This is a genomic window from Streptomyces siamensis (assembly GCF_039543605.1).
Taxonomy (GTDB): Bacteria; Actinomycetota; Actinomycetes; order Streptomycetales; family Streptomycetaceae; genus Streptomyces; species Streptomyces siamensis.
In genome coordinates this window covers 47,151-70,819 of sequence record NZ_BAABKB010000045.1, presented here as the reverse complement: position 1 = coordinate 70,819, position 23,669 = coordinate 47,151, and the positions used below count along the sequence as shown (strand labels likewise).

The 23,669-nt window shown below is 69.0% G+C and carries 17 protein-coding genes and 1 pseudogene; 7 read left to right on the top strand and 11 right to left on the bottom strand.

The window, feature by feature from the left end; all coding sequences use genetic code 11:
* Window positions 1–68: 68 nt before the first annotated feature.
* The gene (gene xylB / locus ABEB03_RS40420; protein ID WP_345658003.1) at window positions 69–1,502 is read right to left on the bottom strand and encodes a xylulokinase; all 1,434 of its coding nucleotides are present in this window, start codon (window positions 1,500–1,502) and stop codon (window positions 69–71) included.
* A gap of 178 nt (window positions 1,503–1,680) precedes the next feature.
* Between xylB and xylA the strand changes: the two genes are divergently transcribed.
* A complete protein-coding gene (gene xylA, locus ABEB03_RS40415) occupies window positions 1,681–2,847 on the top strand; it encodes a xylose isomerase (protein WP_345658001.1) in 1,167 nt (388 codons plus the stop codon).
* 569 nt (window positions 2,848–3,416) lie between these two features.
* Window positions 3,417–4,013, top strand: coding sequence for a hypothetical protein (locus tag ABEB03_RS40410; RefSeq protein WP_345658000.1), 597 nt, complete (start codon window positions 3,417–3,419; stop codon window positions 4,011–4,013).
* Between the two features lie 26 nt (window positions 4,014–4,039).
* On the opposite strand, the gene ABEB03_RS40405 is transcribed toward ABEB03_RS40410, so the two are convergent.
* The 3 genes from ABEB03_RS40405 to ABEB03_RS40395 form a co-directional block, all read right to left on the bottom strand.
* On the bottom strand, window positions 4,040–5,383 hold the full coding sequence (locus ABEB03_RS40405) for an esterase-like activity of phytase family protein (protein ID WP_345657998.1): 1,344 nt from the start codon (window positions 5,381–5,383) through the stop codon (window positions 4,040–4,042).
* An 88-nt stretch (window positions 5,384–5,471) separates the two neighbouring features.
* Window positions 5,472–6,755: an SWF or SNF family helicase gene (locus ABEB03_RS40400; RefSeq protein WP_345657996.1), complete on the bottom strand. Its 1,284-nt coding sequence runs from the start codon at window positions 6,753–6,755 to the stop codon at window positions 5,472–5,474.
* Window positions 6,752–9,643 (bottom strand): DEAD/DEAH box helicase, encoded by a 2,892-nt coding sequence (locus tag ABEB03_RS40395; RefSeq protein WP_345658244.1) that lies wholly within the window; start codon window positions 9,641–9,643, stop codon window positions 6,752–6,754. Before ABEB03_RS40395 ends, ABEB03_RS40400 begins: the two co-directional genes overlap by 4 nt.
* A 288-nt stretch (window positions 9,644–9,931) precedes the next feature.
* On the opposite strand from ABEB03_RS40395, the pseudogene ABEB03_RS40390 reads away from it, so the two are divergent.
* From ABEB03_RS40390 to ABEB03_RS40380, 3 genes and pseudogenes are all read left to right on the top strand, one after another.
* A pseudogene (locus tag ABEB03_RS40390) lies at window positions 9,932–10,303 on the top strand (acyl-CoA desaturase); the annotation flags it as partial.
* 32 nt (window positions 10,304–10,335) lie between these two features.
* A complete protein-coding gene (locus tag ABEB03_RS40385) occupies window positions 10,336–11,964 on the top strand; it encodes a recombinase family protein (RefSeq protein WP_345657995.1) in 1,629 nt (542 codons plus the stop codon).
* Between the two features lie 423 nt (window positions 11,965–12,387).
* Window positions 12,388–14,502, top strand: a complete 2,115-nt coding sequence (locus ABEB03_RS40380; RefSeq protein WP_345657994.1) for a tetratricopeptide repeat protein — start codon at window positions 12,388–12,390, stop codon at window positions 14,500–14,502.
* 264 nt (window positions 14,503–14,766) lie between these two features.
* Here ABEB03_RS40380 and ABEB03_RS40375 read toward each other — a convergent pair whose 3' ends face one another.
* From ABEB03_RS40375 to ABEB03_RS40360, 4 genes are all read right to left on the bottom strand, one after another.
* On the bottom strand, window positions 14,767–16,140 hold the full coding sequence (locus ABEB03_RS40375; RefSeq protein ID WP_425589374.1) for a replication initiator: 1,374 nt from the start codon (window positions 16,138–16,140) through the stop codon (window positions 14,767–14,769).
* 301 nt (window positions 16,141–16,441) lie between these two features.
* Window positions 16,442–16,639: a hypothetical protein gene (locus ABEB03_RS40370; protein ID WP_345657993.1), complete on the bottom strand. Its 198-nt coding sequence runs from the start codon at window positions 16,637–16,639 to the stop codon at window positions 16,442–16,444.
* A complete protein-coding gene (locus tag ABEB03_RS40365; protein ID WP_345657992.1) occupies window positions 16,636–17,937 on the bottom strand; it encodes an FtsK/SpoIIIE domain-containing protein in 1,302 nt (433 codons plus the stop codon). The genes ABEB03_RS40370 and ABEB03_RS40365 overlap by 4 nt, the downstream gene beginning before the upstream one ends.
* Window positions 17,937–18,284 (bottom strand): SCO3933 family regulatory protein, encoded by a 348-nt coding sequence (locus ABEB03_RS40360; RefSeq protein WP_345657991.1) that lies wholly within the window; start codon window positions 18,282–18,284, stop codon window positions 17,937–17,939. The genes ABEB03_RS40365 and ABEB03_RS40360 overlap by 1 nt, the downstream gene beginning before the upstream one ends.
* A gap of 175 nt (window positions 18,285–18,459) precedes the next feature.
* On the opposite strand from ABEB03_RS40360, the gene ABEB03_RS40355 reads away from it, so the two are divergent.
* Complete coding sequence (locus tag ABEB03_RS40355) at window positions 18,460–19,239, top strand: GntR family transcriptional regulator (RefSeq protein WP_345657990.1); 780 nt, start codon at window positions 18,460–18,462, stop codon at window positions 19,237–19,239.
* A gap of 407 nt (window positions 19,240–19,646) precedes the next feature.
* On the opposite strand, the gene ABEB03_RS40350 is transcribed toward ABEB03_RS40355, so the two are convergent.
* Both ABEB03_RS40350 and ABEB03_RS40345 read right to left on the bottom strand, forming a co-directional pair.
* A complete protein-coding gene (locus tag ABEB03_RS40350) occupies window positions 19,647–19,943 on the bottom strand; it encodes a hypothetical protein (protein WP_345658242.1) in 297 nt (98 codons plus the stop codon).
* A gap of 307 nt (window positions 19,944–20,250) precedes the next feature.
* Window positions 20,251–20,817, bottom strand: coding sequence for an ATP-binding protein (locus ABEB03_RS40345; protein ID WP_345657989.1), 567 nt, complete (start codon window positions 20,815–20,817; stop codon window positions 20,251–20,253).
* A gap of 208 nt (window positions 20,818–21,025) precedes the next feature.
* On the opposite strand from ABEB03_RS40345, the gene ABEB03_RS40340 reads away from it, so the two are divergent.
* On the top strand, window positions 21,026–22,378 hold the full coding sequence (locus tag ABEB03_RS40340; protein ID WP_345657988.1) for a tetratricopeptide repeat protein: 1,353 nt from the start codon (window positions 21,026–21,028) through the stop codon (window positions 22,376–22,378).
* Window positions 22,379–22,782: 404 nt separating this feature from the next.
* On the opposite strand, the gene ABEB03_RS40335 is transcribed toward ABEB03_RS40340, so the two are convergent.
* Window positions 22,783–23,124 (bottom strand): hypothetical protein, encoded by a 342-nt coding sequence (locus ABEB03_RS40335; protein ID WP_345657987.1) that lies wholly within the window; start codon window positions 23,122–23,124, stop codon window positions 22,783–22,785.
* Between the last annotated feature and the right edge of the window lie 545 nt (window positions 23,125–23,669).

Sequence of the window (23,669 nt, the reverse complement as noted above, 5' to 3'; positions counted from 1 at the left end):
CAATCCTCGTTCCTGTCGTCCTCGTGGGACGACCACGCTCCTGCCGCCGCCCGCACGGGTCGGCCCGACTACGGCCGCTCCAGCAGCGGAGCCGCGTCGGAGAGTACCCCGGCGATCCTGGCGAGCGTCTCGTCGTCCCGCTCCACGGCGTCGAGCACCGGCCCCCGAGCGGTGTTCCAGCGCCGTGCGACGGCGGCCGGGTCCTCGCCGGTGAGCAGGCCCGCGGCCTGGGCGGCCGCCCCGAGCGCCACGAGTTCCTTGGCCTCGGGCACCTGCACCGGCCGCCCCGACAGCCGCCGCACGGTCTGCTGCCAGGCGGTACCCCGGGCACCGCCGCCGATCAGCAGCAGGGGCGCGGTGCGGTCGGCGTCCGCGTCGAGGACGAGATCGAGGGCGCCGAGCAGCGAGTGCACGGCACCGTCGTACGCCGCCTGGAGAAGCTGCCCGCCGGTCGTGTCGTGACGCAGACCGGTCAGCAGTCCGGCCGAGTGCGGCAGGTCCGGGGTGCGCTCACCGTCCAGGTAGGGCAGCAGCGTCACTCCGGACCCGGGTTCCACGGCCTCCCGGTCGAGGCCCAGGAGCGCGGCGATACGGTCGACGGCCAGGGTGCAGTTCAGGGTGCAGGCCAGCGGAAGCCAGTCGCCGCGCGCGTCGGCGAAGCCCGCCACCGTGCCGGTCGCGTCGGCGGGGCGCCGCGTCGACACGGCGTACACCGTGCCGGACGTCCCGAGGCTCAGTACCGCGGTGCCGGGGCGCAGGCCGAGGCCGAGCGCGGCGGCCGCGTTGTCGCCGGTGCCCGCCGCGACCAGGGTGCCCCTGGAGAACGGCAGGCCGCCCTGCGCGTGCACCGTTCCGGCCACCTCGCCGGGACGGACCACGCGGGGGAGCAGCGCCGGGTCGAGCCCGACGTGGGCGAGGACCTCGTCGTCGTAGGCCTCCGTCCCGGACGCCCACCAGCCCGTGCCCGAGGCGTCCCCGCGGTCGGTGGTGCCCTGCCCGGTGAGTCGTCCGGTGAGGTAGTCGTGCGGCAGCCGGACGGCCGCCGTCGCCCGGACGGCGTCCGGCTCGTTCTCGGCGAGCCAGGCCCATTTCGTGACGGTGAAGGACGGTCCGGGCACGCTGCCGGTGCGTTCCGCCCAGGCCTTCGGGCCGCCCAGTTCCTCGACCAGCCGGCGGGCCTGCGGCGCGGACCGCACGTCGTTCCACAGCAGGGCGGGGCGCACGGGCTCGCCCTGGGCGTCGAGGGTGACGAGGCCGTGCTGCTGGCCGCCGATCGAGACCGCGGCAGCCTCGTGGGCGGCGTCGCCGCACTGGTGCAGCGCCTCGCGAAGCGCGTCCCACCACTGCCGGGGGTCGCTCTCGCGGCCCGCACCCGTGGAGACGGTGTGCGGTGCCTGTCCACTGGCCACCACCTGTCCGGTGGATGCGTCGACGACCAGGGCCTTGGTGGACTGGGTGGACGTGTCCACTCCGACGACGAGCGGACCCTCGGCTGCTGACATCGGGCTCTCCCTCTTCCGCGGCTCCGCGGGATCTGTCCTGGTTGTGGGGCTGTCCGGACCGGCTCGGCCCGGGTTTCGCACTTCGTCTCTTCCCAGAGATGCATCCGCATACTAATTTGTTAACCGCCATGACGAAATAGTCGGAGCAAGTAAGCCGGAGCGAGCAAGGAGCCGCGACATGAACTACCAGCCCACCCCCGAGGACAGGTTCACCTTCGGCCTGTGGACCGTCGGCTGGCAGGGAAGGGACCCGTTCGGTGAAGCCACCCGGGGAGCCCTGGACCCGGTCGAGACGGTGCAGCGTCTGGCCGAGCTCGGTGCCTACGGAGTGACGTTCCACGACGACGACCTGATCCCCTTCGGGTCCTCGGACAGCGAGCGCGAGTCGCACATCAAGCGGTTCCGGCAGGCCCTGGACGCCACGGGGCTGAAGGTGCCGATGGCCACGACCAACCTGTTCACGCACCCCGTCTTCAAGGACGGCGCGTTCACCGCGAACGACCGCGACGTGCGGCGCTACGCCCTGCGCAAGACGATCCGGAACATCGACCTGGCGGTCGAACTCGGCGCCCAGACGTATGTCGCGTGGGGCGGCCGGGAGGGCGCCGAGTCCGGTGCGGCCAAGGACGTCCGGGTCGCGCTCGACCGCATGAAGGAGGCCTTCGACCTCCTCGGCGAGTACGTGACCTCCCAGGGCTACGACCTGAAGTTCGCCATCGAGCCGAAGCCGAACGAGCCGCGCGGCGACATCCTGCTGCCCACGGTGGGCCACGCCCTCGCCTTCATCGAGCGCCTGGAGCGCCCGGAGCTGTACGGCGTGAACCCCGAGGTGGGCCACGAGCAGATGGCCGGGCTGAACTTCCCGCACGGCATCGCGCAGGCCCTGTGGGCGGGGAAACTCTTCCACATCGACCTCAACGGCCAGTCGGGCATCAAGTACGACCAGGACCTGCGCTTCGGGGCGGGCGACCTGCGTGCCGCGTTCTGGCTCGTCGACCTCCTGGAGAGCGCCGGTTACGCCGGGCCGAAGCACTTCGACTTCAAGCCGCCGCGCACCGAGGACTTCGACGGTGTCTGGGCGTCAGCCGCCGGCTGCATGCGCAACTACCTGATCCTGCGGGAGCGCTCCGCGGCCTTCCGTGCCGACCCCGAGGTCCAGGAGGCCCTGCGTGCCTCGCGCCTGGACGAGCTGGCGCAGCCCACGGCGGCCGACGGCCTGAAGGGGCTGCTCGGTGACCGGACGGCCTTCGAGGACTTCGACGTGGACGCGGCGGCCGCGCGCGGCATGGCCTTCGAGCGTCTGGACCAGCTGGCGATGGACCACCTGCTGGGTGCGCGGGGCTGACCGGTCCCACGCGGCGTGGGCCCGCCCTCGGGCGGGCCTGCCCCAGCGGGACGGGATCTCGTGGCCGGGCCTCGGGCTGGGGCGCGTTCCGACCCCCACCTCGTGGCCGCCTCCGGTGGGATCGGTGGGTTCTGAGGGGGCAGCGGGTTCGGTGGGTTCGGAACGTTCCCTGAGTGAATGATGCGGAATCGTGCGATCCACGCCATGAGTCCGTATCAACTTCCGCGCAGGGCTCGCGTGATGACCGGTTCGGTACGACTCTTGACGGTATGGCCATGCCGCCCGTACCGCCTCGACCGCCGGGAGACACGCCGCCCCCAGGTGACGGTGGCTTCGGCCCACCACCGGGAGGCTACGACCCATCGTCCGGTGGCTATGGGCCGCCGACAGGCGGCCAGGGAACGCAGTCCGGTGGCTACGGTCCCCCTCCAGGTGGCTACGGCCCGCCTCCCGGCGGCTTCGGGCCGCCGTCGCAGGGAGGCGGGGGATGGCAGCCACCGCCACCTCCCGGACCGCCGGGCGGCGGACCCGCCGGCCACCGGGGAGGACGGCGCAGGAACACGCTCCTCGTGGTGCTCGCCGTGATCGTGGCCGTGGGCGTCGTGGTGGCCGTGATCGCGGTGGCGACGGGAGGCGGTGGGGGCGGGAAGGACGACAAGTCGCCGGAGGCCAGCGGAAGTACGCGGCGGACGCCCGGTCCCTCGTCGAGCGTCCCGTCCGAACTGCCCAGTGCCGTGCCGACGCTCCCCTCGGACCTGCCCACCGACGTCGTCCCGAGCGATCTCCGCTCGCTCTTCCCGACGCCCGCCGGCAACGAATTGCCGTACTACATGCTGACCACTGGGGACTGCTTCGACGCGGACGGCAGCCGACCCGGACAGGCCACCAAGCGCTCGTGCAGCAAGCCGCACGACGCCCAGGTGGTGAAGGTGGCCGAGCTCGAAGGCACCTACGGCACCGACGCCGCCCTCAAGAAGGCGGCGTCGGCCCTCTGCCGAGTGCCTCTGGAGCGCAAGGCGGCCAAGCAGTCCGCGGGCACCGTACGCGGCACGCTCGTGCAGTACCCGGATTCCAGCGGCTACCGGATCGGCATCGACAAGGTGGCGTGCAGTCTCGCGGCGGACGTCGGCAACGGCACCCACAAACTCACCAAGCCACTGGACTGAGCGGCGCGCCGTGGCGGGCGCAGACGTCAGATCCCGTGCGGCAGCCGCACGTACGTCACCGTCGTCTCGATGCCGCTGTCGATCAGCCGGCCCTGTGCGTCGAACGCGCCCGACCCGTCGGTCATCCCGAAGTCGTTGTCGTTGATGAGGGCCAGCGTGTCGTGATCCACGCGCGCGACGCCCTCGATCTTTCCGGGCACCCCCGCGACGGTGCCCAGGTCCACGACCAGGTGCTTGTCCAGCACCGGGACACCGGCGGCAGCGGGGTCGTCGAGCTGCTCCAGGGAGGGCGACGTCGTGTCGTCGTCCCACGGGCCGCCGAGGATGTCCGCGTGCCGCGACAGCTTCACCAGGTGCAGACGCGCAGCCTTGTCGGTGCGCTCCTCGACGAGCAGCCGATCGCTTCCGACGGCCACCACGGAGGAGATCTTGAGCTCCGAGGTGTCGTCTTCGCTCGGGTCGACCACGTTCACGGGGTCGAAGCGGTACGCGTACTCGGCGGTGACGGCACGCTTCTTGGGGGAGAAGCGCACCAGCCGGGTGGTGCGCGAGGCGTCCCCCGCGGCGCCGTCCGGCAGGGAGAGCGGGCTTTGCAGCGCCATCACCAGGTCGCCGCAGGGCAACAGGGCAAGCCCCTCGAAGCCACGGTTGGTCTTCCGGTGCAGCAGGACCGACGGCAGCGCCTCCACCACCGGATAGTCCGCGCCGGTCAGGTTCAGCCCCTTGGGCACGTAGCGTGTGAGCACCTTCCCGCGCGCGGAGACGTGGATCAGCGACGGCCCGTACTCGTCGACGAGCCAGAAGGTGTTGTCCGCGGCGCGCACTATCCCCTCGGTGTCCACACCGTTCGGGTCGAACGTGAGTGGGGTCAGCGCGTCGTAGGAGTACGGTGCCTCGTCGCGTCCCGACTGGTTGGACAGACCGGTGACGGGCTTCCCGGAAGACGTGGTGATCGGGATCGCGTCGATCACCTTCACGCCGTCACCGGTCACGCGGATCTTCACGATGGCCGGGTCGAACCCCGGCACGGGGAAGGTCCGGCGCTTCTTGCCGTCCACCTTGATCTGGCCGTTGGGACCGCGGTCGGTGACCGTCCAGAACTCGCCCTTGCGTCCCGCCGGGTAGATGTCGCTGCCGATGCCGCCCAGGTCCACACCCCGGTCGTCGTCCACCGTGCCCGGCAGCAGCGAGTTGCTGAACGCGCCGAGCGGGACGTCGCCGAGCGTGGCGGTGCGCGTCACCTGCGGCTGCGCCGGGCTGCCGGCCGCGCTCGCGGAGCCGGCCACCGCGAGGGCGGCCAGCACGGCGAGCGGCAGACCCGCTGCGACGGAACGGTTGACGCGGCGCCGGCCGACGGCGTGCGGGGACATCAGGCCTCCTGGGGCACAAGTTCAGTGTCAGCGGCCAGAGTTGGCCCCGACCCCCAACGCCGGGCGACCTTGAGATGAACGCCGTGCGTCAACCATTCATCGGGTCTCCTCCGGCCGCGGCGAGGGCCGTCGCCGGGTCCCGTACCGCCGGCCCGGCGGGGGCCCATCGGCCCCGCTCCTCGCGGTACGGCCACCACCTGCCGTCCCGGCCCAGGCGCAACTGGATGCCACTGCCGCCGATACCGACGACCGTCCAGCGGTTGTCGGCCGAGACCAGCCGCGGCCGCTCGTCCTCGTCCCAGGCCGACTCCAGGGCGTCACGCGCGCGTGCCAGCGATTCGCCGTGCACGGCCCACGCGTCCTCAAGGACCGACAGCGCCGCCGTACCCCCGAGACGCCAAGCACGTACGGCGAGTCGCAGAGCCTCGGCGTCGCGCCCCGAACCCTCGGCCAGCCGCTGCAGGACAGCCGGGCCCGGGTCCGCGGCGGCCAGCCGCACCGCGTCCTGGGCGAGCGACAGCCCCTGCCCGACCGCCTGCTGCCCCTGCCCGTCCGCGAGCGCCGCCTCGCGGAGAAGCCGGTACGCCTCGCCCGCCGCGGCGGCCGCGAGGAACTCGAGGGCGGCCGGGTCGAGTCCGGGCGCGGGGGCGGTCTCTGCGTCCAAGGCGGGAGGCGGCCCGGCCTCGCCCGGCAGGTCGGCGACGGACGGCAGCGACGGCAGGATGTCCCCGGCGGCGTACGCCTCGGCCGCGTCCACGCCCTCCACGCGCGCGTGGTCTGCGTCCGACGGCTCCCGCTGCCGCGCGCTGCCGCGCTCCTGGAGCTCGCCCAGCAGGACGTGCTCGGAACGCCCGCGCATCAGCAGCAGGACGAAGGGGTCCTGGTCGAGCAGCCTGGCCATCTGGTAGCAGAGTGCGGCCGTGTGCCCGCAGTGGTCCCAGGCGTCGCAGTCGCACGCGGCCTCGAGGTCGCCGAGCGCCGGCAGGAGTTCGATCCCGGCCGTCGCCGCGTCCTCGACGAGATGCGGCGGCATGTCGCGGTCGAGCAGCGCGGCGACGTGCCCGGCCCGCTCCACGGCCATGTCCAGGAGGCGGTCCCACTGTTCGTCGGACAGTTCCTGGAGCAGCACGTCCGCGCGATGGGCGGTGCGGTCGCGGTCCTGGACCACGGCCGTGATGCGCCCGGGGCGGACCGACACGGCACCCACGGCGCCCGCACGTGCCAGCCTGCGGCCCGTCTTCAGCTGCCCCGCGTCCAACGCCGTGTCCTCCAGGGACTTGAGCCATGCCAGGCCCCACCACGTCTGCGCGAAGCCCCGCCCGCGCGCGGGTGGCAGCGCGGCGAACGTGCGTTCCTCGTCACGGTCCTTCATCGCGCGCCCCCTCGCAGTTCCACCAGGTCGGCCAGTTCCGCGTCCGTCAGTTCCGTGAGCGTGGCCTCACCGGAGCCCAGGACGGCGTCGGCCAGTTGCTGTTTGTGCCGCAGCATGTCGGCGATCCGGTCCTCCACTGTCCCCTCGGCGATGAGCCGGTGCACCTGGACGGGGCGGCTCTGCCCGATGCGGTACGCGCGGTCGGTGGCCTGGGCTTCCACGGCCGGGTTCCACCAGCGGTCGTAGTGCACGACGTGCTCGGCCCGTGTGAGGTTCAGCCCTGTGCCGGCGGCCTTCAACGACAGCAGGAAGACGGGGATCTCACCTTCCTGGAAGCGCTCCACCATCGCTTCGCGCTCGGTCACGGGTGTTCCTCCGTGCAGGAACAGCGTCGGCACACCGCGCGTCGCCAGATGACGCTCGATCAGGCGGGCCATCTGCACGTACTGGGTGAAGACCAGGACACTCGCATCCTCGGAGAGGATCGTGTCGAGCAGTTCGTCCAGCAACTCCAGCTTCCCCGACCTGCCGGGAATCCTGGGCTGCGCCTCCTTGAGGAACTGCGCCGGATGGTTGCAGATCTGCTTCAGCCCGGTCAGCAGCTTCATGACCAGACCGCGCCGTGCGACGCCGTCCGCCTCCGAGATCTCCGCGAGGGTCTCGCGCACCACGGCCTCGTACAGGCCCGCCTGTTCCGTGGTCAGGGCCACGGCGCGGTCCGTCTCCGTCTTCGGCGGCAGCTCGGGAGCGATGCCCGGGTCCGACTTGCGGCGACGCAGAAGGAAGGGCCCCACGAGGCGGGCGAGCCGCTCGGCCGCCGCGGGGTCCAGACCGCCCTCGACCGCCTGCGCGTACCGTGTGCGGAAGGCGCCCAGCGGCCCGAGCAGGCCGGGTGTCGTCCAGTCGAGGATCGCCCACAGTTCCGAGAGGTTGTTCTCCACCGGGGTGCCGGTGAGCGCCACGCGCGCGCGGGCGCCGATCGTGCGCAGCGCCCGCGCCGTGGCCGAGTAGGGGTTCTTCACGTGCTGGGCCTCGTCCGCGACCACCATCCCCCACGGCACCTCGGCCATACGCAGTGCGTCGAGCCGCATCGTGCCGTAGGTCGTGAGGACGAACTCGCCGTCGGACAGGCCTTCCAGGGAGCGCCTGGAACCGTGGAAGCGGCGTACGGGGGTGCCAGGGGCGAACTTCTCGATCTCGCGCTGCCAGTTGCCCATCAAGGAGGCCGGGCAGACCACCAGTGAGGGTCCCGCGGTGGACTCGGCCGTCTGCCGGTGAAGGTGCAGGGCGATCAGCGTGATGGTCTTGCCCAGGCCCATGTCGTCGGCGAGACAGCCGCCCAGGCCCAGGGAGGTCATCCGCGCGAGCCAGTTGAGCCCCCGTGCCTGATAGTCGCGCAGCGTCGCGTCCAGCGCGGCGGGCTGCCCGACCGGCTCCTGGCCCTCGGGGTCCGCCAGCCGCTCCCGCAGGGCCGCCAGCCATCCCGTCGGGCGTACGTCGACCCTGCGCCCGTCCACCTCCGTGGAGCCCGTCAGTGCCGCGCTCAGCGCGTCGATGGGCGTGACCTTCCGGTCCTGCCGGGCCCGGGCGCGTCGCACCTCCTGGGGGTCCACGAGGACCCACTGGTCGCGCAGTCGCACGACGGGCCGGTTCGCCTCGGCCAGCTGGTCCAGTTCCGCGCGGGTGAGCTGCTGATCGCCCAGCGCGAACCACCAGTCGAAGGCGAGCATGGCGTTGGCGGACAGGAACGAGGGAGTGTCCGACCCGGCCTTCCCCGGGCCGCCGCCCGCTTTCCCGGCGGTGTCGTCGGCGCCGTCCGTGTCGGCCGGCGGGCCGATGACCGCGCCGGTCGTCAGCTTTCGTGACAGTCCCTTCGGCCAGTGCACGTCGACACCCGCGGACGCCAGGCTGCGGGCGCCTTCGCCGAGGAGCTCGGTGATCTCGTCATCGGCGAGTTCCACGGCGTCCGGCACGGCCGCCGAGAGCAGCGGAGCCAGCGGCGTCCAGACGCGGGCGGCGCGACGCAGCGCGAGCAGGGCGTCCATCCGCGCGCGCGGGCCGAATCCGGTGGACCCCGACCACGCGTCGGCGGCGTCCGCGACGAGAGCCGGATCGCTCACGCCGTGCAACTGCAGGACGGCACGGAACACCATCCGCGCGTCCTCGGGCGCGTCCGGCTCCAGTCCCGGCACCTCGACGCGCAGAGAGATGCGTACGTCCGAGTCGTGCACGGCGGCGACGTCGTCGAGCCAGGCACGGTGCTGGGGCACGCGCCGCGGCTCCGGCGCCGCGAAGACCGGTCCGCCCGCGGCGAGCGGCGCCGCCGGTGAGCGGGGCAGCCCATCGGCGACCGCGTCCAGGAACGCGCGCAACAGCCGTTCCGGATCGGGCAGCCGCAACGGTTCGACGTCGTCCAGGGGAGTCGCGTGCGCCTCGGGCGGCATGGCGGCGGCAAGCTCGCGGACGCGCTCCATGTCCTGGGCGCGCAGCGGACCCGCGCGCCACGCGTCGTGGTCGCCGGGGGTCAGGCCGGGCAGCAGCAGCCCGCGTGCGGCGAACTGGAGGGCGAGCACGGCCGCGGCGCTCCAGAAAGAGGCGGACCGGTGCGCCCCGGCGACGGCACGCGCGCGCGTGAGCACCGGCAGTGCGGCCCGCACCGGCAGCAGCACGGCGGGCACGGCCACACGCTCGACGCCCTCCTCGCCGGGCAGCACGACCGTCAGGTCCTCGGCGGAGCCGGACGCCACGGCGGGAGGGGAATCGCCCTCCGGGCACCAGAACGCGACGCGGCTGGTCCGGGGCGGATCGGCCGGCACGAAGACGGCACAGCAGCGGGCCAGTTCGGCGATCTCGACGGGAGTCGCGGCGGGAATCCTGTGCTCGACGATGACGCATTCCTCAAATTTGACTACCGGGTCGGGTCGCCGAGGGTACAGCACTCCGGCGGGCGGCGGGCGGCGGGCGGCGGGCGGCGAGTGGCGAGTGGCGGGTGGCCGGCGCGGTCATGACGTCGACCACGGGGCTCGGGGGTGTTGCCAGCCCCCCTGAGGCGGCAGGGAGGACCCCCGTACGCACTCGGGTGGTGGCGTCATGGCCGCCGAAGGTCACCGATTCGTACGTTTCTTCAGGTCAGCCCGCTTCAGGTCAGCCCAATTCACAAGACTCCGGAGACCGCCATGCCCCAGACCGCCACAGCCCTCGCCGACCACTCCACGGTCGCGGACGGTGGTCCTCCAGGAAGCGAGTTCGCTCCGCTCCTGCGCACAGTGAAGGGTCGAGGGCTCCTCAAGCGGCGCCGTGGCTGGTACGCGCGCGAGATCTGCGTGAACGCGCTGGTCCTGTCCGGTGCCGTGACCGGCATCGTCCTGACCGGCGGCTCCTGGGCAGTCCTGCTCCTCGCACCCGTGCTGGCCGTCCTCTCCGCCCGAACGGCGTTCATAGGCCACGACGCGGGCCACTCGCAGATCGCGGACGGCAAGGCGGCCGGCCGTCTCATCGGACTCGTCCACGGCAATCTGCTCCTGGGCATGAGCTACTCCTGGTGGAACCACCAACGCCCTGTCAGATGTAGCTTTTTCTCATGGACGATGACGTACAGCGAGCGCACTGGGGGAACTTAGAGGGGCAGAACTGGGCCGGGCTGGCCCGCCTCTCCACTGAGGAGATAGAGGGAGACGACTTAACGGATGAGCCGTCGGACGGGCACCGCTTCGTGCCGATGACCGGACGGGACATCAAGAGCACGGAAGAGCAGGAGAAGGACGGACGGCGGTTCGTCGAAAGCAGGGGAGGCCGGTACGTCTTCACGTACATGGAGCCCGACACCTCCGCGTGGAAGCGCAAGCGAGTCCGCCTTCCAGACGGCCGTACGGCGTACCGGGTGATCCGGCCTGTGTTCGAAGGCGCGTTGGAGGACCTCAAACGCGGTATCGCGCCGAATGGCGAGCGGGTCGACGGGCTGATCGTCTACGACATCGACCGGCTCACGCGCGACCCCCGCCATCTTGAGGATGCCATTGAGGTGGTTGAGCACCATCACCGGCCGATCATCGACATCACCGGCACTCTTGATCTCCTCACCGACAACGGCCGAGCCATGGCACGCGTACTGGTGACCATGGCCAACAAGCAGTCTGCCGACACGGCGCGCAGGGTCCGGCGCAAGCACGAGGCACTGCGGGTGCAGGGCATTCCCGTAGGGGGTTCGCGTCCGTTCGGATGGCAGGAGGACAAACGTACGCTGCACCCAACGGAAGCGCAGCTCTTGCGAGATGCTGCCCACCGCCTGATCAACGGGGCCACCTGGCACGGGATCATCGCCGAGTGGAACCGCGAGGGGATCACGACACCCCGAGGCAATCGCTGGGCACGTGACGTGCTCAAGGAAGTGATGCGGAACCCGCGACTCTGCGGCTACCGCTCATACACGATTTGCGACATCGACCCGGAGACTGGGCGAGAGACACGGACGCTCGCCGTTGCACGGGACGACAAGGGCAAGCCAGTCATCGGACAGTGGATGCCCATCCTCACGGTGCGCCAGTGGCGAGCGGTCGTCGCGGTCATCGGAGAGGGACCGATTCGAGGCAGCGGGCACAACACCCGAACGTACTTGGGAACTGGAACCTTGCGATGCGGGAAAGAGGGCTGTGGAGCGCCATTGCGTGCGCTGAAGGCGGCACGTAGCCAGGGCAAGCCAGAGGGGTACTTCTACTACGGATGCCACGGCAAGTCGACAGGCCGTGGCTGCGGCGGCATCAAGATTGGCGGACCGGAGACTGACGAGCTGATGGGCAAGCTCGTGATTGCCGCGTACGAGGAGGAGGCCGCCGCGCGCGAGGCCACTATGGCCCCACAGGCATGGCCGAAAGAGGCGGACTTGGCCAACGTCCGCGAAGACATCGCTGACCTGAAGCAGGCTCGCCGGAACCGACAGATCAGCGCGGAGAGGTACTACGCGGATCTGAATGAGTATGAGACCGATGAGCGGCGGCTGGTCAAGGAGCGGAACGCTTGGAAGCGGAAGACCCTAGCCGCCCATGGAAAGCCCGTTGATATGGTCAAAGAGTGGCACCGTAACGGGATCACCTTGGCTGAGCGTCGCGTCTACGTCGAGCGCGTCCTGTCAGCCGTAGTCGTTCTCCCCGTGGGCAAGGGCCGCAAGATGCCGCTGAGGGATCGGCTAGTCCCGATCTTTGCTGAGGAGTAGCCACAAGATCAGCTCCCGTGCAGGCCGGTTGATACGGATCGTTGGAAGCCAGCTCTGCCCGGGCTCCATGAATCTCGTGCATTCGACGGTGAGGGACTCGCACTTCCCTGCCAAAGGGATGTGCGCGATTCTCCCTACATGGGGGAGAGGCGCACCACTGGGTGGATGGTGGCGGTGGCCGTTCTGGCAGGCGCCTGCCTGGTCGCTGCCGGAGCGCTGTTCGCGGCCGGACACGTTCCTGGACCTGCGTGGGGAACAGCTGTCGTGGGCACCTTGATCGCTGTGTTGGCTGCACCAGGCAAGCGGGCCGTGGAGGCTCTGGGGGCTCGATGGGCCGAGCCCGTGGAGCAAATGAGCAGGCGCTCCGCTGCGCGCAGCGCGCTGCTGGGCCGGGCTCAGCGGGTCGTTGATTCCCAACAGCGAATGGCTCTGAGCATCCATGCGGCGATTCCGCTGCCGAGGGATGCCGACTCGACCCTGTCGGGCAGCCTTCCCGAGTACATCCCACGCGGGATCGACGCCGACATCCGCGCTTGGATCAAGGGGCATACGAAAACCGGTGGCCTCATCGTGCTGGTCGGCGACGCTGCCGCAGGTAAGACCCGCTGCCTGTATGAGGCGTTGCGCGCTGAGGTACCGGACTGGCGGATGCCCGAGGTGGAAACGGGCAGCCAACTCAATGCACTGGTCCATGAGGGTGTGGACCTGTCTCGCTCGGTCGTGTGGCTCGACGAGTTGCAGAATTTCTTCGCCGATGAGGTTGTGACAGCCGCCTCTGTACGGCAGTTGGTCCTCGGCCGGCATGGGCCCGTTCTGCTAGCCGCGACCATCCGAGCACAGGAGTTGGATCGTCTGCTCCTGGTCGCTTCCCCGGCCGACAGCGCTGTGAGCTCCGGTGGTCCGGAGACCATTGGGCATCATCACGCACGCCAAGTCATGAAGATGCTGGCACGCTGGTCACCACGAGGTGGAGTCGCGGAGCGTGCGATCCGTTTTCACCTCGACAGCCGTTTGGGTGCTGACGAGTTGGCACGAGCCCGTGCAATCTCCGAAATTGATCCACGCATTGAGATCGCCCTGCACGGCGCAGAAGACGGCCGGGTCATTGCAACCTTGGCAGGCGCGCCGGAATTGATCGACCGTTGGACGCTGGATACAGCGGGAGATCCACGCGGCCAGGCCGTGATCACCGCGGCCGTGGTTGCCCGGCGCTGTGGCCACCCAGAACCGATTCCGTCGAGTGTGCTGGAGCCAATCGCGGTGCTCCACCTAAGCGGGTGCAGTGAAGCGCCGCTGCCTGCCGACTGGCTGCTGACCGCCCTTGCGTGGGCAGAGAGCCCGATCACAGGCAGGATCAGGGCCCTGCGCAGGTCAGCGGCAGGCTCGGGAGAGGTGGACGGCTTCAGAGTTTCCGACGTCCTGCTCCAGCACTCCTACGGGCTCGCTAGGGGCCTCGTCGACCCACTGGTTCTACGAGATGACACATGGGCCGCGCTGCTGGAGCACGCGGAACCGTCTGCACTGAGCGACATCGGATCCGCTGCGGATGCCGTAGGGAAAGTCGAGCAGGCGCTCCGTGCCTGGCAGAGTGCTGCCGCGGCCAACGACTTGCGGGCTATGTTCCGACTCGGGTGGTTTTACGCCAAGCGTGGAGAATATCGAAACGGGACGGTGTGGTTCCAGCAAGCTGCCGAGCGGCAATTGAGCCCTGCGATGGTGGGACTTGCCTTCTGCCTGAGGGAGTTGGACGAACCAGCCCAGGAGGAGAGGTGGCTGCGCCGAGCCGTCGAGCTGAACTCCCCGGGGGCCATGGTGAACCTCGGTCTGACGCTGTTCGCACGGGGGGACACAGCCGAAGGAGAGGCGATGTACCGACGCGCGGCCGATCTCGGGGAGGCTGTGGCGATGGCGAACCTGGGGTACCGGCTCCGAGAACGCGGGGACCTCGGCGAAGCTGAGGAGTGGAACCGTCGCGGAGCGGTACTTGGACACCCAGGCGCCATGGAAAACCTGGCTAGCATCCTCTGGGAACGTGGGGATGTTGCGCAGGCCCTGGAGTGGTACCGGCGAGGAGCTGAACGGGCCCTGACGTTTATGGAGGAGTCGCCAACATTCTTCCGACCTTGGCCGGGAGAATCGCGGGACCAGGGAGTCTCCGACACCATTCTTGGCCTTGCCCAAATGCTCCTCGAACAGGCCGGGATGGACCAGATTGAAGAGGCGGAGCGGTGGTTCAGGGTGATCGCTGAACGAGGCGACCCCCGAGCTGCGGCAGCACTCGCTAACGTCCATGCGGGAAGAGGTGACATGGACGGCGTTCGTATCTGGCGACGTGCAGCCGCTGAGGCCGCGGAGGGCCATCTCACCCGCAACCGAGCGTCAATGCTCACATCGTATGGCGAGGCTGGCGTGCAGCGTCATGTTGACATCATGCTGGACCATGCAGCTGGCCTGGCTGACGATGGAGATTCATCGGGAGCTGAGGAGTGGCGCACGAAGGCCGCGCGCCACAGTGTCCGGTCCTCCCAGCATCCGTGAAGCGGCACGCAAGAGCTGATCGGGCTCCCTGGCGGTAACGTGCGCAGGTTCGCCCACTGATCCGGGGATTGTCGAAATCCGAGCAGAGTAAATTCCCAGAATCGCCGTTGCCGTCACGTCGTACCTTTGCGCGGACGGCTCCCATCGCGCGTGGCCACCTCCAACCCCATAGCGGCGTTCATCCGGCGCCACTTGGCATCCGACCAGCGCGGAGCCCTGCGAGCGTGAGCCCGCGCCCAGGACAAGTCCTGGTCTTCCGTACTGTCAGCCGGACCCGGCACTCAGCTTCCTCCCTTCGGCAGCCAGTGCTCCTCGGGCGATGTCCCGGCCGGCAGCGAGATCAGCAGCGACCCCAGCAGCGATGAGCGCGGCGCCCGGAGTGTGGCCGGAGCCGACGTAGCGCCAGCGCGCGTCTGTGACTGTCCCGAGCGCAGTGTCGTGGCTCACGTGTTCGGCCCGGTCGGCGCGGAGAGCCGCGTATGTCGTTGAGTAGGCACGAGACTTGGTCAGGATGTGGCCCCGGTAGCCGAGGGTATGGGTCCAGGCCCGGAGGCGCAGGGGCGCGAACTCGGGGAGGCCGCCGAGGCGCCAGCACGCGCGCATAAGCGATCGGACATGGTCGGAGACACACGCCGCCTGGATATCGTCCCAGGTCGTGAGCCGGTAGTCGGTGCCGGCTCCTGTCTCGCCTGCTCCCTTGGTGACGTACTTGGCAACGTACGAGGCTACGGCGTCGTCGTCCGGTCCGTCGCCATCGCTGCGCAGTGGCCGGGCATCGACCTGGACGCCCCAGCGGAGGGCAAGTTCGCCGACGGCGAGGCTGTGGGGGGTGCGGATCACGACCCGACGCGCGGAGGCGCGCACCGCGTCGGTCAGTCGGTCGGTTGTGCCCCAGTGCGGGGGTTCGTCGGTCGGTCCGTCCGGGCCGTCGAGGCGGACGACAGCGTGTATGTGGGCGGCGGCGCGCTTCTGATATTCGGCGACGCGGGCGAAGGACAGCCGCGCATGGTCCGGGAAGCGGGATTGTGCGATGCCGGCCGCGGAGGCGAGGTGACGCCGGACACCGATGACGAAGCGGTCCCAGAGCGGGCCCGCGTGCGCGTGCCACAGCACGTGTCCGGCGTAGTCGTAGCAGTCAGGACACAGGGGGCGGCCGATAAGGGGGTCGGTCACTTCGTGGAAGGCGCCGCAGCCCAGGAATCGACCGTGCTCGCACTCACAACGGTCGCGGCGAGGTCGACAGCGTTCCCCGCCGCGATGTACGGGCCCGAAGGACGGTGCGGTCAGTGTGACGAAGAGCCGGGGGCGTTGGCGGACGGTGGAGGGGACGTTCTTGCCGCCGAGGAGGCCCGCGCGGACGAGGTGGAAGGTGTCTCCCGCGTGGAGTCGGGAGCAGGGGACGCAGACGGTTGAGCGTCTGTTGCGGCAACGGAGGAGGAGCCGTTCGCTGGGTTCGTCATGGGTGCCGTAGTGGCTGAGGATCTCGCCGGTTTCTGCGTCCAGGGTGGTGGTCGAGCCGGAGAGGTGGATGGGGTGGGAGCAGCCGCCGGTTGCGGTGACCTGCTCCAGCCAGCGCGGAAACTGCGGGTCCTGCGCGATGCGGATGGCATCGCGATCTGTTTCGGAGAGCTGACGCAGGCGCGCCGCACGGTCGAGGACGGCGCGCCTGTCAGCCGAGGTGTACTCGGACTGCGTGGTGATGGTGGTGACCTTCCGGAGTGGGCCGCCGAAACGGCACGGATCGGGTGTGGTGGCGCGCTGTCGTCCATGAGTCGATCTCCTTGTTGGTAGGGATGGTTGGTTGTTGTTCAGCGGATGGTTCCGGTACCTCGGCAGACGCGGCAGCGGCGGTGCCGGCCGGTCCAGGTCTTGCGGGCTCCGTCACCCTTGCAATGGGGGCACCTGACGCGGGGCATGGGCATGGGGGTGTCCTTCCTGCTCAGAAGTGGGTGAAGCCGCTTAAGACCCAGGTCACGAAGCCGTTGACGGTGAGGCTGACGGGGGTCTGTCCGAGGTACATGCCGAACAAGGCGATGCAGATGGCTTCCCAGGTGCGTACGTCGCGGGAGCGGACGAGAAGGACCGTGATGATTCCGAAGACCACGACGAGGGAGACGGCAGTACCGGAGGAGATCATTCGGTGTCTCCTTCCGGGGCGTTGAGCGCTCCGGTGAGAGTGGGCAGTTCTGGAGTCGTGGCGACGTGCCGTGCAGTGGTGGCGACTGCTTCTTCGGTGGAGGTCAGGTGGGAGCGGGCGCGACTCCAGCCGCCGTCCGGCCCAGTGCACACGGCCACGCCGCGTTCTTCGGCGGTGATTGACTGGGCCACGACCACGGCGTCCTTGTTGAGGTCGCCGAGGGCCATCTCAGCGGTGCCGGGATCGTTGACGCGGTGGCATATCCGGCCGCCGAGCTGGGCTCGGAGGGCGGTGACGCCGGTGCCGAGGTCGGAGCCGACGCGTTGCCCGGCGACGACCAAGTGCATGCCGAGCGCTGCACCGAGCTGGGCGAGACGCAGCAGGAGCGTGGAGCACTGCTCCGCTTCCGCTTTGCCTTCCCGCGTTCCGTCGGACAGATACAGTTCGGCGATCTCGTCGACCAGGACGACGACGGGCACCGGGCGAAGCTTGTCGGGCAGTTCCCATATCGAGCGCACCCCTGCCGAACGGCAGGCACTCATTCGCTCTTGCATGTCGACCACGAGGGCGGTGAGTACGGCAACGGCTTCTCGCCTGCACGTGGCAAGCGCGCTGAGGCGTCCGGTGAACAGTCCCAGTTCCATGCCGCCCTTGCAGTCGATGCCGACCAGGGCAACCGGCTGTGGGGCGAGTTCCGTGATCAGACGAGCTAACAGGGTGGACTTGCCCGAGCGGGTGGCGCCCGCGATGAGCCAGTGCGGCACGAGACGCAGGTTCATCACCCAGGCGCCGCCGTTCTCCATCACGCCGATCAGCGCTGACAGCAGTTCCGCCGGGGCGGTGGCCAGGCCGGGTCGCTGAAGCGGATCGGTGGCCGTAGCGGTCAGTAGCACGAGGCCGCGTTCGGGAGAGGTGACGCGGACGGCGTGGACCTTCCACGCGTGCGTCAACGCATCGGCTGACTTCATGAAGGTCGCCGGCGTCTGCCCCGCGTGCAGCCGCACGGTCATGGTCAGCCCGAGCCGGTTGGCACGTGGGAAGGAGATCCGTGGAGCCACCGGGCGCAGCGGATCGCCTTTGACGACCAGGTCCCCGAGCAGCCCGCGCGGAGGGCGCCGTGAGACGGCGAGGTCGTTGAGCACAGTCACCTTGCGCCAGGTGAGAACCACCCGGCAGGCGGTGGCGGGGTAGCCGATCAGGTACCAGTGCCAGGTGGGGCGGTGCCTGCGCACCAGGTCGCCGACGACGAGTAACCAGGCGACAGCCGCGAGCACGAACGCGAACACGACCGGGCCCATCACCTCTCACCGCCCTTGCCCTGTGCCGCCGTTCCGTGCACGGGGGTGATGGCATCCGCGCGGAAGCTGACGCCGTGCCGGTCTCCCATCGACCACGCGAACGCGGTCAGACCAGTCACCTTGACGATCTGCCCTTCCTCGATGCCCTTGGGCTGGCCAGTGACGGCGATCTCGATAACGGAGATCCGCCGTCCGTCCTGGCGCACCGTGACCGCCACGGTCCACACCGGGTTGCCGTCCCGGTCGCGCTTCACCTCCTGCGTGTCGGGGTTGGTGATCTTCGCTTCCGGCGCGATTGCGCACCGCAGTACGCCAAGTCGCGTCGTGTCCACGGGAATGGACTGCATTTCGTTGGCCTCCCAGGCCTCTCAGAACGCCAGTCTGATACTGACGTCACTTGTCCTAACGAGTGATGACTATGAAGTGCTGTACGAGTGATGCGCAACTACTTATGCTGACGAGTGATGTCGCGCGTGCGACATGTCGACGACCTCACGTCCTCAAGCCCTCGGAGATGCCCTGATGTCGGAGATCCAGCGCCCCGGCGCCCTCTACCAGCAGGTGGCTGCCGCGATCCGCGAAGCGATCCTGTCCGGCGAGTTCCCGCCCGGCTCCCTACTGCCGTCCGAGGCCCAACTCATGGCCCGCTACGAGGTCTCACGGCCCACCGTGCGCAATGCCGTCGCAGCACTGCGCGCGGAAGGTCTCATCGACGTGCGCCACGGCAAGGGCAGCTTCGTGCGCGCCGGCGAAACACCCGTCCTCACCGTCGAGCGGCGCATCAGCCGCACCACCGAGGGCAAGTTCGTCATGCCCAACGGCGACGCATGGCAGGAGGCGGAAGAGCCGAGCACCTACCGCACCCGCACCACCAAAGACACCGGACGCCTCCTCCAACTCAACGAAGAGGAAGCGCTGTTCGGTTGCGATCGGCTCCTCGTCGACCCGAGCACCGGAACCCGTGCCATGCACCGCACGCTGATTCCCTTCGAGGTCGCTGAAACCGTCCCCCTGCTCGCCGAACAGCCCTGCAAGCGACCGGGAGCCATCTACTGGCTGCTCGCCCAGGATGGGCACAAGCTGACATGGACCGAGACCGTACGCGCCCGCATGCCGCTGCCCGACGAACGGACCACACTCCGCCTGCCCGACGCCACACCGGTCCTGCACGTAGCCCGCACCGCGCACGGCACCGATGGACGCCCACTGCTCCTCGAAGAACTGCGCATCGGAGCGGACCGCGCCGAACTCGCCTACACGATGACCGCCGACAAGCAGCCCACGCGGCGCTCCCGGACTTGACCGGCAAACCGCATCGGTCGAAACCACCTTCACTTCCTCAAGGGCGCGCCTGCGGCGCGCCGGGCCGCCCGGCCGCTCCGGCCGGGCGTGCGGCGTGAACGCCGGTCCCGGCCGGGCGCCCGGCGCCCCACACGGCACACCTGGAGAACTGACGCGGCGACGAGCCGTCGCGGACCGGGGCGGGGTGGGCTGGGGATCGCCGGCCTCCGAGACTTTAGGCAGCCACCATGGGGCGAGCCTCGAAGAACAGGGGGCCCATCGGGCACCAACGCGGGCAGGACCAGTACCTGCCCGATTCGCCGGACCAGCGTAGAGCCCCCTGTTCACTCGCCCCATGGCAGCTCCCGCCCAAAGTCTCTGCGGCCGGCGACGTGCCCACGCGCACCACCCATCAGCGACAAGGCCGCTCACGCTGCACCGCCGTCGCCGTCCGCGCACGCCTCCAAGAACCGAGCGAGCCGGTCAACCGTGTCAGGCCACCCCGCGAGCCGGACGACTCCACGCCCTTCCTCGTTCGTCGCAGCAACAGCCCGCACTGCCGACAGCTCGAAGCCCACGCACAAAAGTGCTCGGTTCAGCCGGTCAGCAGTCTCGCGAGCTTCGCGCCAGCCCGCCATGTAGTCCTCACCGCGAACCCACAGGCCGCCGTCCACGCCCGCCACGTCGAGACCGTCATTGGGCCACTCCGCTCCAGCGCTAGTCACCGCGTCACTCCCATTCTGGTAACGGATCGTCAACTGTCTTTGGGACGCGGTGAATACGCAGCACAGCGACCCCGGTACCATCAGGCACCGGGGATCGCTGTATCCCCTCCCGGACCACCCCGGTTGCTGCCAGGCGCGGGGGTGGTCCGGTCTCGGTATGAGTTTGTGAAGCGCGGCTCCTGGGAGCCGGGTGGGGATCCCGGCGGACAGGTCCAGGAGCCGCGCCCTCAGCACCGGAGTGTCGCTCTCCGGCCCGGACTGCCGTTCGCGCCCAAAACGCAGAGCACAGGCGACAGCCCGGAGATCACTAGGACAGGCTGTCGCCCGTCTCGCCTTCAAGGTCGAAGCGGCACCAAACGGTTTTGCCGCCCTTGTCTTCCGGCGTCCACCAGACGGCCGCTGCGAGCTGCTGGACGATCAGCAGCCCTCGACCACTGTTGGGCACGACCACTTCGGACAGCTCACCGATCAATGTTGGAGCGAAGGTCTCTCCGAGCGGCAGCGACGGGGGCGTTGAGTCCTCGTCTGTGACCCCGATGAACAGCCATTTCGGCCAGACCTTGAAGGTCAGATCGACGCGCCGGCTAGCACCGGGTTGGGCCAGGTGACGCTCTGGCACCACGTGGTTCACCACGTTCCCAACCAGCTCGGACACGGCCAGCCGGGCATCGTCGATGACGTCATGCGCGCCCGCGCCCAGCAGAAACCGGGCGGTCATGTCCCGCGCAACCTGCGCCGTGTCCTGGAACTCCGCGAACAGCGTCAAAGCCAGGTAGCGCCCGCCCACGGACGGATCCGGGGAGGCAAACCAGTGAGCGAACGCATCTAACTCGCTCATCACGTGTTCATGCCGCCGCGATTCTCTCGCGTTCATGACACGGACCACCGTCTCTGGTCACGTCTGTCGGGGCCCTCCCGGCAGGGTGCCCCAGACTGCATCCCACAACTCAGTTGCCGCTCCCCCCTCTTGGGGACCCCCCTCTTGGGGACCCCCTGGGTACACTCGCGAACGGACAGGGCACGAGGATCGGAAGAGACTTCTGATAACTGAGACGTCAGGTCAATCACGATGGGGAAGTGAGATGGCCGAGGCTGCACCCACGCCAGCAGCTCTGCCGCCGCACGTGCTGGAACGCGCAGACGTACGGTCGGCGATCGCCAACCATGATTTCGGCGAAGTCTTCAGACTCGCCAAACTCCACGGCAATGTCAGCTTCGCCAAGATCGCCGAGGCTGTCGGCTACAAGCGCGAACACATCGGCAAGATGGCTCGCCCCGACACCGACGGCAAAGGCGTCCGACCGCGGATTACCCAGTTCCACAAGATCCTCGAAGTCGTGGACGGGCTACGGATCCCTGGTCACCTCGCAGGACTTGCCCCGCGCCCTTGGGAGATGGAACGGCAGACAGCCCCATCCCACACTGATGACCCGAGCGCGCTGATCGCTCGGGGCGGCGCCGGACTCTGGGACGTTGCGGAGATGCTGCGTCGGACGGAGATGTCCAGCATCAACAGTGCTGCCTTGGAGTCGATCGAGCAGGGCATCGACCAGCTCGCCCGTGCATACCCGTACGCCGACGCCGACTACCTGCACGAGCGCACCCGGAACGGGCTGCACTACGTCACCAAACAACTCGAAGGCCGGACCACCCTCCGCCAGCATCGGGAACTACTCGTCGACGCCGGGTGGCTCTTCCTGCTGAATGCGTGCGTCCAATACGACCGCGGCCAACGCGAGGCCGCCAACCTCAGCAAAGCCGCCGCACTCCGCATAGGAGAAGAGGCCGGGCACGGCGAAATCATGGCTTGGGCCTGGGAGATCGAAGCCTGGTTCGCCCTCACCCAGAGCCGATGGCAAGACATGCTCAACGCCGTCGAAGCAGGGCACACCGCCGACCAGACCCACTCAGTCGGCGTCCAGCTCTATGCACACAAGGCCCGCGCCGCTGCACGCATGGGAGACGCCCGCCTGGTCCGCGACTCCCTGGACGCCGGGCGCGCCCGCCTGGATCGACTCCCGCGCCCAGACCACCCGGAACACCACTTCATCATTGACCCCGACAAGTGGGACTTCTACGAGATGGACGCCTACCGTCTCCTCGGAGACGACGAGCGCGCCGCCGCCCACGCACGCTCAGTAATCCGCATCAGCACCGGCCCAGACGGCACCGAGGTCTCGCCCATGCGGGCCGCAGAAGCCCGTCTGACACTCGGAGTCGCTGCTGCCCGCACGGGCGAGATCGAGGAAGCCATCGACATGGGCACAACGGCCCTCGAAGCCGACCGAAAGTCCCTCCCGTCACTACTTTTAGTCGCTGACGAGTTGGACAAAGAACTGCGTGCCCGCTACCCACGCGAAGCCGCAACATGCGACTTCCACGAACGGATCACGGTCATTAAGCGAGGCGCGGCCGGGCAAGAACTCCCGTTCTGAGTCAGGCTGCGATGCAGGCGGTGGCCCCCTCAACGCGAAGGACCACAGCCCCGAGGTCAGGCAGCGGGCACGTAGGACCCCGGTCACTACACCAAGGTCGACTGCTGGGCCGACTCGATGACGCTTTGACCCGTATGAGGTCTCGTGGCGTCACACACATCCGGCTATATTCAAACGTATGACCGAATGGCGCGATGTGGAAGAGGCTGCCCTCCCTGTGTCGGACGAGGTGCCGGACTGGCGGGACGTCGAACATGCCCGCACGGGGCTTGCGCTTACGCTCCGCAGGGCCGGCCGACGTGACGAAAGCCAGGTCGGCGGCGGTGAGGTTGCCCGAGGTGGCGCTTGACCAGTGACCAGCTGCCCTAACTGAGACGGCCTGGGCCGAGGCACCGTTGCTCAATCTACGAGAAGGCGTCGTCGCAGTACTCGGCGAGCAGAGCGATGGTGCCAGTGCTCGCTGGGGTGGCGACCGCGTCCAACTGCTCTTTGAACGTCGCTATGTCATCGGTCAGAGCCAGCTCCGTCGCATCCGCTGCGCTCTCCGCTTCCGTCTGCGCTCTCAGGCCGCCTTCGCGGTCCAACTCCTTGGCCGCCCGGCACGCGGTTTCTCTGTTCGGCTTGCCGCCTCTGCTGGTCTCAAGCCCGCATACCGCTTCGGAGACGCTCTTTAGACCTTGAGCCTGCTTTACGATCTTTGCCGTTGCAGTCAGGGTTTCGTCGCTCAAAGACACCGCGGTCACCAAGAGCTCACCAGACTTGGACAATGCTTCGTCGGCCTGGTCAGATGCCTTGCACGATGGGGCGGTGGGGGATGGGTACGCGGAACTGCTGACCGGCGCCAGAGTGGTCTCGGCAGATGATGTGTGGGATGACGGCGCAGGTGAGCAGCCTGCAGTGCAGATGCCGACCAGCAGCACGACTATGACGCAGCAATGCACGGCTCACTCCCCGGAGCAGGTGTGGAAGTCGGCTGAGCATAAGGCCTCATGCAAGACCTACTTGTCAGCGAGAACGTCTAGCCCTGAGCTTGGGAAGCTGCGGTCGCTCGGGGCGTGATCGGTCGCTGACTGGGTGAAAGGTTGGGCTGCGGCCCCTTGAGCTGTGCCTGCTCGTACCATGGTTTCGCGCTGATCCCCCTTCGAACTGGTGCGGTTGTGGTGCAGTGCTTACATGCTGCCGATGACCGTCGATCACCGCAGGCCCGTTGCCAGTAGAGCCGACAGTTCCAGTCTCCAGGGCGGTGTTCGCGATTCCCCTTGCAGAGACGGGTCATGGGACGGATCATTAC

Bases quoted from the DNA above. Each gene is read 5' to 3' on its own strand.
- xylB (WP_345658003.1), bottom strand. From the start codon at position 1,502: ATGTCAGCAGCCGAGGGTCCGCTCGTCGTCGGAGTGGACACGTCCACC.
- xylA (WP_345658001.1), top strand. From the start codon at position 1,681: ATGAACTACCAGCCCACCCCCGAGGACAGGTTCACCTTCGGCCTGTGG.
- ABEB03_RS40405 (WP_345657998.1), bottom strand. From the start codon at position 5,383: ATGTCCCCGCACGCCGTCGGCCGGCGCCGCGTCAACCGTTCCGTCGCA.
- ABEB03_RS40400 (WP_345657996.1), bottom strand. From the start codon at position 6,755: ATGAAGGACCGTGACGAGGAACGCACGTTCGCCGCGCTGCCACCCGCG.
- ABEB03_RS40385 (WP_345657995.1), top strand. From the start codon at position 10,336: ATGGACGATGACGTACAGCGAGCGCACTGGGGGAACTTAGAGGGGCAG.
- ABEB03_RS40380 (WP_345657994.1), top strand. From the start codon at position 12,388: ATGGCTCTGAGCATCCATGCGGCGATTCCGCTGCCGAGGGATGCCGAC.
- ABEB03_RS40370 (WP_345657993.1), bottom strand. From the start codon at position 16,639: ATGATCTCCTCCGGTACTGCCGTCTCCCTCGTCGTGGTCTTCGGAATC.
- ABEB03_RS40365 (WP_345657992.1), bottom strand. From the start codon at position 17,937: ATGGGCCCGGTCGTGTTCGCGTTCGTGCTCGCGGCTGTCGCCTGGTTA.
- ABEB03_RS40360 (WP_345657991.1), bottom strand. From the start codon at position 18,284: ATGCAGTCCATTCCCGTGGACACGACGCGACTTGGCGTACTGCGGTGC.
- ABEB03_RS40355 (WP_345657990.1), top strand. From the start codon at position 18,460: ATGTCGGAGATCCAGCGCCCCGGCGCCCTCTACCAGCAGGTGGCTGCC.
- ABEB03_RS40345 (WP_345657989.1), bottom strand. From the start codon at position 20,817: ATGAACGCGAGAGAATCGCGGCGGCATGAACACGTGATGAGCGAGTTA.
- ABEB03_RS40340 (WP_345657988.1), top strand. From the start codon at position 21,026: ATGGCCGAGGCTGCACCCACGCCAGCAGCTCTGCCGCCGCACGTGCTG.